The organism is Streptomyces sp. NPDC054047 (assembly GCF_055585065.1).
Genome location: NZ_JBVJKV010000014.1, coordinates 168,243 through 183,211 on the forward strand (window position 1 = coordinate 168,243; position 14,969 = coordinate 183,211).

The 14,969-nt window shown below is 70.9% G+C and carries 11 protein-coding genes; 2 read left to right on the plus strand and 9 right to left on the minus strand.

The features are described from left to right. Window positions 1-21 precede the first annotated feature (21 nt). The 9 genes from ACZ6ZP_RS37820 to rsmI form a co-directional block, all read right to left on the minus strand. Window positions 22-1,914, minus strand: a complete 1,893-nt coding sequence (locus ACZ6ZP_RS37820) for an outer membrane protein assembly factor BamB family protein (protein WP_361469990.1) — start codon at window positions 1,912-1,914, stop codon at window positions 22-24. A 146-nt stretch (window positions 1,915-2,060) separates the two neighbouring features. Continuing rightward, complete coding sequence (locus tag ACZ6ZP_RS37825) at window positions 2,061-3,884, minus strand: ABC-F family ATP-binding cassette domain-containing protein (protein ID WP_351162936.1); 1,824 nt, start codon at window positions 3,882-3,884, stop codon at window positions 2,061-2,063. 83 nt (window positions 3,885-3,967) lie between these two features. Beyond that, complete coding sequence (locus ACZ6ZP_RS37830) at window positions 3,968-5,314, minus strand: acyltransferase family protein (protein ID WP_361469988.1); 1,347 nt, start codon at window positions 5,312-5,314, stop codon at window positions 3,968-3,970. A 96-nt stretch (window positions 5,315-5,410) separates the two neighbouring features. After that, entirely contained in the window at window positions 5,411-6,298 is an 888-nt protein-coding gene (locus ACZ6ZP_RS37835) for a 4-(cytidine 5'-diphospho)-2-C-methyl-D-erythritol kinase (RefSeq protein WP_468615213.1), read from the minus strand. After that, on the minus strand, window positions 6,295-7,164 hold the full coding sequence (gene rsmA / locus ACZ6ZP_RS37840) for a 16S rRNA (adenine(1518)-N(6)/adenine(1519)-N(6))-dimethyltransferase RsmA (protein ID WP_351162930.1): 870 nt from the start codon (window positions 7,162-7,164) through the stop codon (window positions 6,295-6,297). Before rsmA ends, ACZ6ZP_RS37835 begins: the two co-directional genes overlap by 4 nt. 171 nt (window positions 7,165-7,335) lie before the next feature. Further along, the gene (locus ACZ6ZP_RS37845; protein ID WP_469410226.1) at window positions 7,336-8,688 is read right to left on the minus strand and encodes a ubiquitin-like domain-containing protein; all 1,353 of its coding nucleotides are present in this window, start codon (window positions 8,686-8,688) and stop codon (window positions 7,336-7,338) included. A 159-nt stretch (window positions 8,689-8,847) separates the two neighbouring features. Next, window positions 8,848-9,750: a TatD family hydrolase gene (locus ACZ6ZP_RS37850; RefSeq protein ID WP_351162926.1), complete on the minus strand. Its 903-nt coding sequence runs from the start codon at window positions 9,748-9,750 to the stop codon at window positions 8,848-8,850. A gap of 72 nt (window positions 9,751-9,822) precedes the next feature. Continuing rightward, window positions 9,823-10,266 carry a hypothetical protein gene (locus tag ACZ6ZP_RS37855; RefSeq protein ID WP_351162924.1) on the minus strand — a complete coding sequence of 148 codons (444 nt, stop codon included), beginning with the start codon at window positions 10,264-10,266 and terminating at the stop codon, window positions 9,823-9,825. A 195-nt stretch (window positions 10,267-10,461) separates the two neighbouring features. Beyond that, entirely contained in the window at window positions 10,462-11,373 is a 912-nt protein-coding gene (gene rsmI, locus ACZ6ZP_RS37860; protein ID WP_383819267.1) for a 16S rRNA (cytidine(1402)-2'-O)-methyltransferase, read from the minus strand. 62 nt (window positions 11,374-11,435) lie between these two features. On the opposite strand from rsmI, the gene ACZ6ZP_RS37865 reads away from it, so the two are divergent. Then, the gene (locus tag ACZ6ZP_RS37865) at window positions 11,436-13,175 is read left to right on the plus strand and encodes a dolichyl-phosphate-mannose--protein mannosyltransferase (RefSeq protein ID WP_351162920.1); all 1,740 of its coding nucleotides are present in this window, start codon (window positions 11,436-11,438) and stop codon (window positions 13,173-13,175) included. 134 nt (window positions 13,176-13,309) lie between these two features. Then, window positions 13,310-14,941, plus strand: a complete 1,632-nt coding sequence (locus ACZ6ZP_RS37870; protein ID WP_469410227.1) for a penicillin-binding transpeptidase domain-containing protein — start codon at window positions 13,310-13,312, stop codon at window positions 14,939-14,941. Window positions 14,942-14,969 lie beyond the last annotated feature (28 nt).

Below are 14,969 nucleotides of genomic sequence, written 5' to 3' on the forward strand. Positions count from 1 at the left end.
CGGCTTGGCCGCCGGAGAAGGTCACTTGCCGTAGGCCAGCATCAGCTTCTCCTGGCCCTTCGCGCTGCCCGAGAGCCGCGTGGTGGAGATGTAGAAGCGACCGTCCACGTAGTCGACCGTCTTGGAGAAGAAGCCGTTCTCGATCTCCGAGATCCCGCCGGGGTTCTTCAGGAGCGTCTTCGGCTTGTGCGAGCCCGAGATCGGGATCGAGACGACCCGGCCGCCGGCGTCGTACGAAGGATTCACGTAGGCGATGACCGAACCGCCCTCGACCTTCATCGGCAGCATCGATTCCTCAAGCGGGGATTTCGTGCGCCAGGCCTCCTTGCCGGTGGCGAGACTGATCGCCACGACCTCGTTGGCGCCGGACGTCGCCTCGGTCGGCAGGTAGAGGTTCTTGTCGTCGGTCGTCGCGCCCAGGCAGCCCTGCAGACTGCCGCCGAGGAACGTCGAGCCGTCGCACTCCGGGGCGAACTTCTCGTCGACGGTGACCTCAGAGCGGGTGGCGCTGCTGTTGGGCTTCAGCGTGGTGATGTTCCACTTCTTCTTGTCCTCATTGGTGAGGTAGACGATCGTGGGGCTCTCGGAGTAGATCCGGCCCACCCGCCAGCCCTTGGGGAACTTCTTCGTCCACACGGCGTCGCCGGTCTTCGGGTCGATCTGCTGAAGCTCGTCGTGCTCGGAGGACGAACCCGCACCGCACGAGTAGGAGACGAGCATCTTCTTGCCGCCGGCGAAGCCGCTGGGGAAACAGGTGCCCTCCTCCTTCTTGCCGGCCACGAAGAGCTCCTTGCCGTCACGCATCCGCAGGGCGGTGCCGGACTGGGAGCGGCCGACCATCAGGGTGTCGCCGGTCAGGGAGAGGTCGGCGTTGGTGGCGAAGTCGAAGAGACCTTCCTCCTCGACCGGCTTCTTCCATCCCCTGTCACCCGTCTTCAGGTCGACGACCTGAACCTGGCTGCACTTGGCGTCGTCCTTCTGGCCGTCCTTGTACGCGACGACGATCTTGCCGTCGTCCGTCATCTGCGGGGTCGTGCCACAGATCTTCTGCGGGAACTTGATCGTCGGCCAGGCCTCTTCGCCCGACGTGACGTCGTAGGCGGTGATCTCCTTGTACGCGGCCTTGACGGCGACGTTGTCCTTGACCCACATGCCCTTGGCGTCGGCGCCGGAACCGGGCACCTTGGGCGCCTCCTTGTACCAGAGCACCTTCGCCTCGCCGGGCTGACGGCCGGCGTTGAGGTCTTCCTGCTCCTTCTCGCCGTCGCCGTCGCCGTCGCCCGGGTTGACCGGTGCGGAGCCGCTGGCCTTGGGGTCGTCGGTCTTCTCGGCGACCGGCTTCTTCTTGCCGCCGTCGTCACTGCCGACGACCGCCCAGGCGACGCCGCCGATGACGAGCGCGGCGGCCGCGACGGCCGCCACGATCAGACCGGGCTTGCCCTTGAAGGGGTTCTTGCCGCCACCGCCGCCGGGCGGGGTGCCGGGCACGCCGGGGCCGCCGGGGAACTGCTGCTGCGGGTAGCCGTACGGGGGCTGCTGGGCGTAGGGGCCCGGCTGCGTGGGCTGCCCGTAAGGGCCCGGCTGCGTGGGCTGGCCGTAGGGACCCGGCTGACCGGGCTGCGTGGGCTGGCCGTAGGGTCCGGGCTGGTTGTACGGTCCGGGCTGGCCGGGCTGCTGCGGGTAGCCGTAACCCGGCTGGGGTGCGGGCGGAGTCTGCGGGTAGCCGTAGCCGGGCTGCGGTGCGGGCGGAGTCTGCGGGGTCCCCGACGGCGCGGTCGGCGGGGCCTGCGGCGGCTGGCCGGGCATCTGCGGCGGCTGCGCGGGCTGACCCGGTGGCTGCGGCGCCGCTCCCGGCTTCGGATCCTGCGGAGCTCCGAAACCGCCGGACGGCGGCTGGTTGGGCGGCTGAGTCATCAGCGCTTCCCCCTTCACTGATTTTTCGGCACGCCAAGTGGTGCTCAGGGCGCCCTTTCTATCACCCTGACCGCCTAGCACACCTGACCGGTCCGACCCCTGTTCCCAAGGGAGGACCGGCCCGTGATGCGTCCGTTACGAGACCTCTACGCGCTCTCCGCGAGCTCCAGCCAGCGCATCTCCAACTCGTCCCGCTCGCTGACGAGTTCACGCAACTCGGCGTCCAGTTTGGCCACTTTTCCGAAGTCGGTGGCGTTATCGGCGATTTGGGCGTGCAGCCATGTTTCCTTCGTGGACATCTTGTCCAGCTGCCGCTCGATCTTCTGGAGTTCCTTCTTCGCGGCGCGGGCGTCGGCGGAGGAGACGGTCTTCTGCGCGACGGCCGGCGCCGCGGCGGACGCGGCGGCGACGGGAGCCGCCGGAACACCGGCGTCCGCCATCCGCTTGCGCCGCTCCAGGTACTCGTCGATGCCGCGCGGCAGCATCCGCATGGTGGTGTCGCCGAGCAGCGCGAAGACCTTGTCGGTGGTGCGCTCCAGGAAGAACCGGTCGTGGGAGATCACGACCATCGAACCCGGCCACCCGTCGAGCACGTCCTCGAGCTGGGTCAGGGTCTCGATGTCGAGGTCGTTCGTGGGCTCGTCGAGGAAGAGGACGTTCGGCTCGTCCATGAGCAGCCGAAGCAGCTGGAGCCGCCGCCGCTCACCGCCGGACAGATCACCGACGGGCGTCCACTGCTTCTCCTTGTTGAACCCGAACGTCTCGCAGAGCTGCCCCGCGGTCATCTCCCGGCCCTTGCCGAGGTCGACCCGCTCGCGCACCTGCTGCACGGCCTGCAACACCCGCAGCGTCGGGGCCAGTTCGGCCACTTCCTGCGAGAGGTAGGCGAGCTTGACGGTCTTGCCGACCACCACGCGACCCGCCTCGGGCTGCACGTCGCCGTCGGAGCGCTGCGCCTGCGCCATCGCCCGCAGGAGCGAGGTCTTGCCCGCGCCGTTGACACCCACCAGGCCGATGCGGTCGCCGGGACCGAGCTGCCAGGTCAGGTGCTTCAGGAGCAGCTTGGGACCGGCCTGGACGGTCACGTCCTCCAGGTCGAAGACGGTCTTGCCGAGCCGGGTCGTGGCGAACTTCATCAGCTCGCTGGTGTCGCGGGGCGGCGGCACGTCGGCGATGAGCTCGTTGGCCGCCTCGATGCGGTAGCGGGGCTTGCTGGTGCGGGCGGGGGCGCCGCGCCGCAGCCAGGCCAGCTCCTTGCGCATCAGGTTCTTGCGCTTGGTCTCCTCGGTGGACGCGATGCGCTCGCGCTCGGCACGGGCGAAGACGTAGTCGGAGTACCCGCCCTCGTACTCGAAGACGGACCCGCTCTGCACGTCCCACATGCGCGTGCAGACCTGGTCCAGGAACCAGCGGTCGTGCGTGACGCAGACGAGCGCCGAGCGCCGCGTCCGCAGGTGCTCGGCGAGCCAGGCGATGCCCTCGACGTCGAGGTGGTTGGTCGGCTCGTCGAGCACGATCAGATCGGGCTCGCCGATGAGCAGCTTCGCGAGCGCGATACGGCGGCGCTCGCCACCGGAGAGCGGTCCGATGACGGTGTCGAGCCCCTGCGGGAAGCCCGGCATGTCCAGGCCGCCGAACAGCCCGGTCAGGACGTCCCGGATCTTGGCGCTGCCGGCCCACTCGTGATCGGCGAGGTCACCGATGACCTCGTGCCGCACGGTGGCCTCGGGGTCGAGCGAGTCGTGCTGGGTCAGCACGCCGAGCTGCAGACCGCCGTTGTGCGTGACCCGGCCGGAGTCCGTCTCCTCCAGCTTGGCGAGCATGCGGATGAGGGTCGTCTTGCCGTCTCCGTTGCGCCCCACGACGCCGATCCGGTCCCCCTCGGACACGCCGAGGGAGACACCGTCGAGCAGGGCACGCGTGCCGTACACCTTGCTGACTGCCTCGACATTGACCAGGTTGACGGCCATTAACGCTCCAGGGAAGGGGATCGATCGACCTCCAGCGTAGTCGGAGGCGGCGGCCGCGGGACCGGCGGCCGTTCCCGGGGCGATCAGCCCGTACGGCCGCCGGAGCCGGACAGGGACGAACGCCCCGCCCGCTCCACCAGCAGCCACCCCACCAGCGCCATCCCCACCGCCACGGGCGCCGTCATCCGCACGGCCACCACCATCGCCGTACGCCCTTCGAGCAGTCCCCCGAACCCGACCATGGAGATCCCGAGCACCCCGAAGAGGCAGAGCACGACCCCCACCGCGGCGACGGGACCGGAGCCCCCTCCCGGCTCCCGCGCCGGCCCCGGCCTCTCGAAGCGGCGGAACGCCGCGACCAGCAGCCCGGTGAGCACCGCCGCGGCCGCCATGCGCGGCGGAACCTGCGCCCACCACTGGCCCGAAGCGGGCTCCGGCAGCGGCACGTCCAGCGCGATCAGCACCCCGTACACCCCGAGCATCGCCGTCAGGTGCCACAGGAACGCCGTCATCGAGACCCCGTTCGCCGCCACCACGCCCCGCCACACCCGAGGCCGCGCGAGCCACCGCACCGCGGGCCCCCGCAGCAGCTCCACCGCGCCCACCAGCCACATCCCGTGGCAGAGCAGCGCGAGGGTCGGCGGGGCCATGTTCGAGACGCGCTCGCCGGGCATGCCGACCATCGAGAGCGGATAGGGCCCGAAGACCACCAGGGCCGATGCGCCCGCGAGCCCCGCCACGGCCAGGGCGGCGGGCACCCGCAGCCTGCCGTCCGCCCGCAGGAAGCCGAGCTGATGCACGGCGAGCCACACGAAGGCGAAGTTCAGGAACTCCACGTACGGCACGCCGAAGGCGAAGCGCGCCACGTCCACCGCCCCCGCGGCCAGCACGAGCCCGCCGAACGCGCCCCACCCGTACCGCTCGTGCAGCCTCAGCAGCGGCGGTGTGAAGGCGACCATGGCCAGGTAGATGCCGATGAACCACAGCGGCTGGGCGACGAGCCGCAGCGTCACGTCCAGCAACGCCCCGCCCTCGCCCAGCAGTTGAACCGCAAGCGCGGCGACGCCCCACACCCCGATGAAGACCATCGTCGGCCGCAGCAGCCGCTGGAGCCGCGCCCGCAGGAAGGCCGAGTAGACGGAACCGCCAGGTGCCTTCCGGCTCAGGGAGCGATACGACAGGGCGTGCGAGAAGCCGCCGACGAAGAAGAACACCGGCATGATCTGCAGCACCCAGGTGAGCAGCTGCAGGCCGGGCACGACGGCGAGCAGGTTCCCCACCTCGGTGCGGCCGTCGGCGCCGACGGTCACGGCCGCCATCAGCCAGTGCCCGACGACGACCGTGCCGAGCGAGGCGACCCGCAGCAGGTCGATGTACCGGTCACGCCCGGTGGGCGTCTTCTCGGCCAGTTCGCGAACGCTTGATCCCATGCACGTACGGTCGCGCGCACCGCGGGCCGCGCGTCAGCGCGTACGTACTCAGATCCGCGCCTGAGTACGCAGCGCCCAGCAGCGCCCAGCAGCGCCCTAAAGGACGGTCGCACCCGTCGCGGGCGAGTCCGCCACCCGGGCCGAGCGGCAGGTGCCGGAGGCCGTGAGAGCCTCGGCGATCCGTTCCGCGGCAGCGGCATCCGCGGCCAGGAACGCGGTCGTCGGCCCCGAGCCGGAGACGAGCGCGGCCAGGGCGCCCGCGTCGGTACCCGCGGCGAGCGTGTCGACGAGCGAGGGGAAGAGCGAGAGCGCGGCAGGCTGAAGATCATTGGCAACGGCACCGGCGAGCGCCGTGACGTCCCCCGTGCGCAGGGCGTCGAGCAGTTCGGCGGACGCCTCCGGGGCGGGAGCGTCCGGCGTCAGCCGGTCGAACTCGCGATAGACGGCGGGCGTGGAGAGACCGCCGTCGGCCACGGCGAACACCCAGTGGAAGGCCCCGCCCACCTCGAGGACTTCGAGCTTCTCGCCGCGCCCGGTACCGAGCGCGGCCCCGCCCACCAGACTGAACGGCACGTCGCTGCCCAACTCGGCGCAGATGTCGAGCAGTTCGTCCCGCGAGGCCTCGGTCCCCCACAGCACGTCGCACGCCAGGAGCGCGCCCGCGCCGTCCGCGCTGCCGCCCGCCATGCCGCCCGCGACGGGGATGTCCTTGGCGATGTGGATGTGCACGTCGGCCGTACGCCCATGGCGCGCGGCGAGCAGCTCCGCGGCCCTGGCCGCCAAGTTCGTTCGGTCCAGGGGGACTTGCGAGGCATCGGGCCCGGAGCAGGTCACGCGCAGCTGCTCGGCGGGGGTCACGGTGACTTCGTCGTACAGCCCGACGGCGAGAAAGACGTTGGCCAGGTCATGGAACCCGTCGGCACGGGCGCCGCCCACGGCGAGCCGCACATTGACCTTCGCGGGAACGCGGACGGTCACGCTCACGCGCCCGCTCCCTTGTTCTCGGCGATCCGCGCGAACTCCTCCACCGTCAGCGCCTCGCCGCGCGCCTGCGGCGAGACTCCGGCGGCGACGAGCGCCGCCTCCGCCGCGGCGGCGGAGCCCGCCCATCCGGCGAGCGCGGCGCGCAGGGTCTTGCGGCGCTGGGCGAAGGCCGCGTCGACGACGGCGAAGACCTCCTTCTTCGAGGCGGTGGTCTTGACCGGCTCGGCACGCCGGACGAGCGACACCAGACCGGAGTCGACGTTCGGGGCGGGCCAGAAGACGTTGCGCCCGATGGATCCGGCGCGCTTCACGTCGGCGTACCAGTTCGCCTTCACCGAGGGCACGCCGTACACCTTCGAGCCGGGATCGGCGGCGAGCCGGTCGGCGACCTCGGCCTGCACCATCACGAGCGTGCGCTCGATGGTGGGGAAGGTGTCGAGCATGTGCAGCAGGACGGGCACGGCGACGTTGTACGGGAGGTTGGCGACCAGCGCGGTCGGGGCGGGGCCCGGCAGCTCGCGCACGAGCATGGCGTCGCTGTGCACCAGCGCGAAGGAGTCCGCCTTCGCGGGGAGGCGGGCCTCGATGGTGGCCGGCAGGGCGCCCGCGAGTACGTCGTCGATCTCGACCGCGACGACGCGGTCCGCGGTGTCCAGCAGGGCCAGGGTCAGCGAGCCGAGCCCCGGCCCGACCTCGACGACCACGTCTTGTGGGCCGACTTCCGCGGTGCGGACGATGCGGCGGACGGTGTTGGCGTCGATGACGAAATTCTGGCCGCGCTGCTTGGTCGGGCGTACGCCCAGGGCGGCGGCCAGCTCGCGGATGTCGGCGGCGCCGAGGAGGGTGCCGGGCTCACTGTTACTCACCACCCCAGGTTACGGGTCCTGACCCCTGGCCCCAGCCAGCCGCCGGCGCCCCGCAGCGCCCCTGCCCGAACAAGCCTCTCCCACCCGCCCCATTACCCCGCGGCGACCAAGGGTGGGAGGGGCGACGGGGGATCCGCGGAGGGAGCGGGGCCGGGAACGGCCGCCCCGGCCCTACAGCCGCGCCCCGCAATGCGGCCACGGGCTGGCCCCCCGCTGCACGTACAGCTTCTTCGCGCGGAACGTCTGTTCCTCCGCCGGAGCGTCCTGGGGGCGCCCCGACCCGCCGAGCCCCTGCCACGTCCGCGTATCGAACTGGTACAGGCCGCCGTAGGTCCCCGACGCGTCCACCGCGTTCGGTCGGCCGCCCGACTCGCAGTGCGCCAGCGACCCCCAGTTCAGGCCGTCCGCCCCCGACACCGAATTCGGCAGCTGCTTCGTCCCCACCTTCACGATCCGCGTCTGCGGCTCCCGCACGACCTCCGACCGCACCCGCCGCGGCTTCTGCTTGACGCCGTTGACCGTCCGCAGCGCGTACGTGACCCGCCGGGTCCCCTGGTGCCCCTGCCGCTCCACGACCTCCGTACCGGCGAAGATCGACGCGTCGTCCACCCGCCGCACGTCGAACGGGATCGGCTCCTCCCGCACCTCCTTGCGCCCGGAGATCCGCATGACGGTGACCGTCTGCCCGTCGCGCGGAAAGCTGTCGGCCGCGACGGAGGTCGTGTCCTGGCCGTTCAGGGTGATCCCGGACTCCGCGACCGCCTCCCCCACCGTCGCCGCGTTCGTACGGATGGTCCGCTCACGGCCGTCCGCCATGATCGTCACGGTGCGCTCGGTGCGTACGTCCAGATCGAGCCCGCCCCGCTCGATCCGCTTGCTCCGCGAGGCCGACAGATAGGCGCCCTCGGCCCGCACCCCGAGCTGCCGCAGCGCGCCGTCCACCGTGCGCGCCGTCGTCCACACCTCGCGCCGCTGCCCGTCGAGGGTGAGCTTGACCGGCCGGCCGTAGCGGACGGCGATCTCGTCGCCGCTGGCCAGGGCCGTGCTCGCGGTCGGCGCCACGATGTCGTGGGTGCCGAAGTCCACGCCCTCGTCCTCAAGGAGCTCCCCCACGTCGTCCGCGAAGGTGTGCAGGGTCCGCGACTCGCCGTCGACGCTCAGCCGCACGGCCTTGTCGTTGGCCACGAAGGCGGAGGTGCCGCCCGCGAGGAAGGCGACGACCAGCGCCTGCGGCAGCAGCCGCCGAAACGCCTCGGGCTTCCCCGACGGAGCCTTCGGTCTCGACCGCGGCTTCGTCTTCTTCCGCCGGGCGGCCCGCCGCGCCTCGGCCCGCCCTCCGTCGGGAGCGGACCCGGTGGCCTGCCGGGGGAAGCAGTCCCCGGGCTCGGCCTCGGCGGGCCACGGCTCCGGGTCCAGTTCCGGGTTCAGTTCCGGTTCCAGCTCCGGTTCCAGCTCCGGTTCCAGCTCCGGCTCATAGGTCGCGGCGCCTGCATAAGACGTCTCGTACTGCGGCGCATGACTCACGACGACGCTCCAGCGTTCTCGTTCTGGTCCGGGGTCCGGATCGGGCGAGGCGGACCAGAACCTAGCGGAGCATTCGTCACTCTCCAAAGCAGCACGACTACGCAGTGTCGCGGTGTTGCCCTGAACCGCGGGGCAATGGGCGTAATCGTTCGTTATCGCTCAGTAATCAAATGCGCGCGCCGTATTGACCGAGATCGCCTCGGCCATGGCGTCCTCGCCGATACCGCGCACCTCGGCCATGGCCCGCAATGTGACCGGAATGAGATACGGCGCGTTAGGCCGTCCGCGGTAGGGAGCGGGCGTGAGGAAGGGCGCGTCCGTCTCCACGAGCACCAGTTCGAGCGGGGCGACGGCCAGCGCGTCCCGCAGCCCTTGCGCGTTCTTGAACGTCATGTTGCCCGCGAAGGACATGAAGTAGCCGTTCTCCGCGCACACTTGGGCCATCGCCGCGTCGCCCGAGTAGCAGTGGAAGACGGTGCGCTCCGGCGCCCCCTCTTCCTTCAGGACCCGCAGCACATCTTCATGCGCCTCGCGATCGTGGATGACCAGGGCCTTGCCGTGCCGCTTGGCGATCTCGATGTGGGCGCGGAAGGACCGCTCCTGGGCGGCCTTACCCTCGGGTCCGGTGCGGAAGTAGTCGAGCCCGGTCTCGCCCACGCCCTTGACCTGCGGCAGCGCGGCCAGCCGGTCGATCTCGGCGAGCGCGGCGTCGAGCGCGCCCTCGCCGCCCGCCTCGCGCGCGCCCTGCCGGGACCAGCCGTCGGGGTCGCCGAGCACGATGCGCGGCGCCTCGTTGGGATGCAGGGCGACGGTGGCGTGCACGCTCTCGTGCGCGGCGGCCGTCTCGGCGGCCCAGCGCGAACCCGCGATGTCGCAGCCCACCTGCACGACCGTCGTCACGCCCACCGCCGCGGCCTTGGCGAGCCCCTCGTCCACCGTCCCCGACTGCATGTCGAGGTGGGTGTGGGAGTCGGCGACCGGAACCCGCAGGGGTTCGGGCAGCGGCGGCGCGGCGTTCTTGGCGTCGGCGCCCTTGGAAGCGGAAGTGGAAGAGGAAGGCATGACCCGATCCTACGAAGGGGTCCTCACACCGACGTCATCCCGGCTTCCCGACGTCATCCCGGCTTCCCGGCGTCATCCCGCCTTGCGGTGGTGGAAGGGATGCAGCAGCGCCGACAGATGCCAGTGGTGATGTTTGGGCTCATGGGGCTGCGCGGCCTCGGCTCCCGAGCCGGCCCCGGCGTCGACCGCTCCCGCCGCCCGCGGCGCGTGATGCCGCTGCCCTCGCATCAGATCGAGCACCGACGACACCTGCCCGGCTCGCATGATCCGTACGACATGTCCGCCGCAGTTCAGGCACGTCGGCCGGGTCAGGGGCGACGGCACATGCCGGCCGTCCGCCCGGTACATCACGAATTCCTTGCCCTTGCCGTCCACGTGATGCTCGATGTCGTAGGACTGCTCCCAGCCGTGCCCGCACCGCATGCAGGCGAAGGCGTACGACTCGTGAACGACGCTTGTCGCGTCTATCGCTCGGGACGCCGTGGTGTGGTGACCGGTGTCGGCGATCTCACTCATGCCAGCTCCTCTTGTCCGCTGGACAAGCGCTGCCGGACCGGGGATTTCCTCCCGACCGGAAGCGTGGGGACGGGTGCGTCCCCTTTGACCAGTGGACGCCTTTCCCGGAGCGAGTGCATCAGACCTGTCGACAGTTGAAGGCGATTTGGCCTTTCCATAGCCTTCAGGCCCGCTGCACGGCCCGCACTTTGCCTTTTACGATAGTCCTTTGCCGTCCGATGGGGCGGCCTGAGCCGCATTCTTTGCCGCCACCACCGCATCGAACACATCGCGCTTGGGTAGCCCCGCGTCGGCCGCCACGGCGGCGATCGCCTCCTTGCGCCGCTCCCCCGCCTCCTCGCGCACCCGCACCCTGCGCACCAGCTCCTCCGGGCCCAGGTCACCGGCGCTCTTCTCCGGTGCTCCCTCGACGACGACGGTGATCTCACCGCGTACGCCGTCGGCCGCCCACTCGGCGAGCTCCTTCAGCGAACCGCGCTTGACCTCTTCGTACGTCTTGGTCAGCTCGCGGCAGACGGCCGCCCTGCGCTCGTCGCCGAACGCCTCGGCCATCGCGACGAGGGTGTCGTCGATCCGGTGCGGTGCCTCGAAGTAGACGAGAGTGCGACGGTCGTCGGCCACCTCGCGCAGCCGCGAGAGCCGCTCGCCCGCCTTGCGCGGCAGGAAGCCCTCGAAGCAGAAACGGTCCACCGGGAGGCCCGACAGGGCGAGCGCGGTGAGCACGGCGGACGGTCCTGGCACGGCGGTGACCCGGATGTCCTTCTCCACGGCGGCGGCCACGAGCCGGTAGCCGGGGTCGGACACCGAGGGCATCCCGGCATCGGTCACGAGCAGCACCCGCGCACCGCCGAGCAGCGCCTCGACCAGCTCGGGCGTACGTGCGGTCTCGTTGCCCTCGAAGTACGAGACGACCCGCCCGCCCACCTGCACGCCGAGCGCCTGGGTGAGCCTGCGGAGCCGCCGGGTGTCCTCGGCGGCCACGACGTCGGCCGACTCCAGCTCGGTGGCGAGCCGCGGCGGCGCGTCCGCGACGTCGCCGATGGGCGTGCCCGCGAGCACGAGGGTTCCGGGGGACGGGTTTCCGGGGGAATCAGCGCTTCCTGTCACGGATCCATCCTCGCAGGGGCCGGGAGCGGGACTCACACAGTCGGGTTCCCTACGATGGCGCGGTGACCAGTACCGCGTCTTCCCCGGACACCCGCCAGGGCCAGGCAGCCGAGGAGCAGCAGCCGTCGTGGCAGCACAGGCTGCGCCGCTTCGGACATGTCGCGCGGCCCACGGCCGATGTCCGGGCCCGGCTCGTGCCCGCGTACACCGAGCCGAGCCCGCGGCTGTGGGCGTCGATCGGCATGCCCAAGCGGTACGCCGATCTACTGGTCCGGTGGTCGGGCTGGATCGGCCCGCTGCTGATCACGCTCGTCGCGGGGATCACCCGGTTCTGGAATCTCGGCAGCCCGAAGGCCGTGATATTCGACGAGACGTATTACGCCAAGGACGCCTGGGCGCTGATCCACCGGGGCTTCGAGGTCAACTGGCCCGAGAAGGTCAACGACACCGTCCTGGAGCAGGGATCGAACGTCACGATCCCCACGGACGCCGCGTACGTGGTGCATCCGCCGGTCGGCAAGTACGTCATCGGCGTCGGCGAGTGGATCTTCGGTTTCGATCCCTTCGGCTGGCGCTTCATGACGGCGGTGCTCGGCACCCTGTCGGTCCTGATGCTGTGCCGGATCGGACGGCGGCTCTTCCGCTCGACGTTCCTGGGCTGTCTGGCGGGCGGGCTGCTCGCGGTGGACGGGCTGCACTTCGTGATGAGCCGCACCGCGCTGCTCGACCAGGTCCTGATGTTCTTCGTGCTCGCCGCGTTCGGCTGCTTCCTGATCGACCGTGACAAGGCGCGCGCGAGGCTCGCGGCCGCGCTGCCCACGGACGAGGACGGGATCGTGCGCCCGGACGCGTACGTCGCCGAGAACCTGCGCCTGGGCCGGCGCCCCTGGCGCTGGGCGGCCGGTCTCTGCCTCGGTCTCGCCTTCGGGACCAAGTGGAACGGCCTGTACATCATGGTCTTCTTCTGCTTGATGACCGTCCTGTGGGACGTGGGCGGCCGTCGCGTCGCCGGGGCGACGCGCCCCTACCTGGCGGTCCTGAAGCGGGACGTGTTCCCGGCGTTCGTCTCGACGGTGCCGGTCGCGATCGGCACGTACGTCCTGTCCTGGCTCGGCTGGATCCTCTCCCCGACCGACGGCACGGGCGGCTACTACCGCAACTGGGCGGCCACGGACGGCAAGGGCGGCTCCTGGACGCTCCTGCCGGACTGGCTGCGCAGCCTGTGGCACTACGAACACGCGGTGTACGACTTCCACGTGGGGCTCTCCTCGCCGCACACCTACCAGTCGAACCCGTGGAGCTGGATCGTCGACGGGCGCCCCGTCTCGTACTTCTACGAGTCGCCGCTGCCCGGCAAGGACGGCTGCCCCTCGGGCACGGCGGAGAAGTGCGCGCGCGAGGTCCTCGCGCTCGGCACCCCGATGCTGTGGTGGGCCGGGGCCTTCGCGCTGCTTTACGTGCTGTGGCGGTGGGTGTTCCGCAGGGACTGGCGCGCGGGCGCGATCGTGTGCGGGATCGCGGCGGGATATCTGCCGTGGTTCATGTACCAGGAGCGGACGATCTTCTTCTTCTACGCCGTCGTCTTCGTGCCGTTCCTGTGCCTGGCCGTCGCGATGATGATCGGCGCGATCCTGGGTCCGCCCGGTTCCGGCGAACGGCGGCGCGTGGTGGGCGCCGCGGCATCGGGTGTTCTGGTCCTCCTGATCCTCTGGAACTTCATCTGGTTCTGGCCCATTTACACCGGCCAGGCCATTCCCATCGATTCCTGGCGGGCCCGCATGCTCCTGGACACGTGGGTCTAGACATCTGGCTGTAGTGGGCACCTAGGACACCTTCGGATAACAGCCCTCTCGTACGTCTCCTCCGCCGCTTAGGGTTCGGGGCGAGCGTCCCTCCCGAATGCATTCGGGAGGGCTCCTGGGGAGGGGAACGCGATATGCGAAGAGGGGTAAAGGTCACTCTGGTCGGCGGGGTGTTCGCCGTCATGGTGGGGGGCGCGGGGTACGGCGCGTACAACGTGGTGAACGGCGTGACCGGGGGCGGCGGTTCGTCGGGGGCGGGCCCGCGGGCCGTGAAGACGGGGCCGCCGACGAGCGGTGAGATCGGCGAGACGACGAAGAAGTTCTTCGCCGCGTGGGCCGCCGGCGACGCCGAACAGGCCGGGCAGTACACGAACAACGCCGAAGTGGCCTCGAAGATCCTGACCGGCTACCGCGAGGACGCCCACCTGACGAAGGTGAAGCTCACGCCGGGCAAGACCACCGGCACGATCGTGCCGTTCTCGGTGGAGGCAACGGTGTCGTACAAGGGGAGGACCAAGCCCCTCGCGTACGACTCCGAACTGACCGTCGTCCGCGGCGAGACCACCGGCCGCGCGCTCGTCGACTGGGACCCCTCGGTCATCCACCCGGACCTGAAGCGGGACGACACCCTGGAGACCGGCGAGGCCGCCGCGCCCCCCATCCAGGCCGTGGACCGCAACGGCCAGGTCCTGGACAAGAAGGACTACCCCTCGCTCGGCCCGGTCCTGGACCAGTTGCGCGCGAAGTACGGCGACAAGGCGGGCGGCACACCGGGCGTCGAGCTCTACGTCCAGCACGCGGACGAGAACGCGGGCACCAAGACGCTCCTCACCCTCGCCAAGGGCAAGGCCGGGCAGTTGCGGACGACGCTGAGCGCGTCCGTGCAACGCGCCGCGGAGAAGGCGGTGGCGCGGCACGCGGACTCCTCCGTGGTCGCCGTGCAGCCGAGCTCCGGCGAGGTCCTCGCGGTCGCCAACCACCGGCAGGACGAGTTCAACGCGGCCTTCGAGGGCACGATGGCCCCCGGCTCGACCATGAAGATCGTCTCGGCGGCGATGCTCATCGACAAGGGCGTGACGAAGGCGAGCGGCCCCGCGCCCTGTCCGGACAGCGCGGTCTGGCAGAGCAACCGGATCAACAACCTCCCCGGCCTGGCCCCGGACGAGGGCGCGACCCTGTCGGACAGCTTCGCGCGCTCCTGCAACACCGCGTTCGTGAAGCTGGTCGACGAGGACGGCATCACGGACGCGTCCCTCACCGAGGAGGCGCAGAACCGGTTCGGCCTCGGGCTCGACTGGAAGGTCGGCGTCCGGACGACGGACGGCTCGGTCCCGGCGTCCGGCGGCCCCGACCGCGCGCAGAACATGATCGGCCAGGGCAAGGTGCAGCTGAACCCGCTCAACATGGCGTCGGTCACGGCGACCGCGATGACGGGCGCCTTCCGGCAGCCGGTCATCGTGGACCCGGGCCTCGACGACCGGGAACTGGCCCAGGCGCGCGGCCTGCCCGCCTCCACCGTCCAGCAGCTGCGCCAGATGATGAACCGCACGGCGGTCAGCGGCACCGGCGCCCGTGCCATGTCCGGGCTCAGCGGCAGCATCGGCGCGAAGACCGGTTCGGCGGAGGTCACGGGCCAGGAGAAGCCGGACAGCTGGTTCACGGGCTACCGGGAGGACGTGGCGGCCGCCGCGGTGGTCCAGAAGGGCGGCCACGGCGGCGACGCGGCCGGTCCTATCGTGGCGGCGGTGCTTGCCGCAGGCAGTTGAGGTGATTGGTCGGGGGCTTCATGAAAGC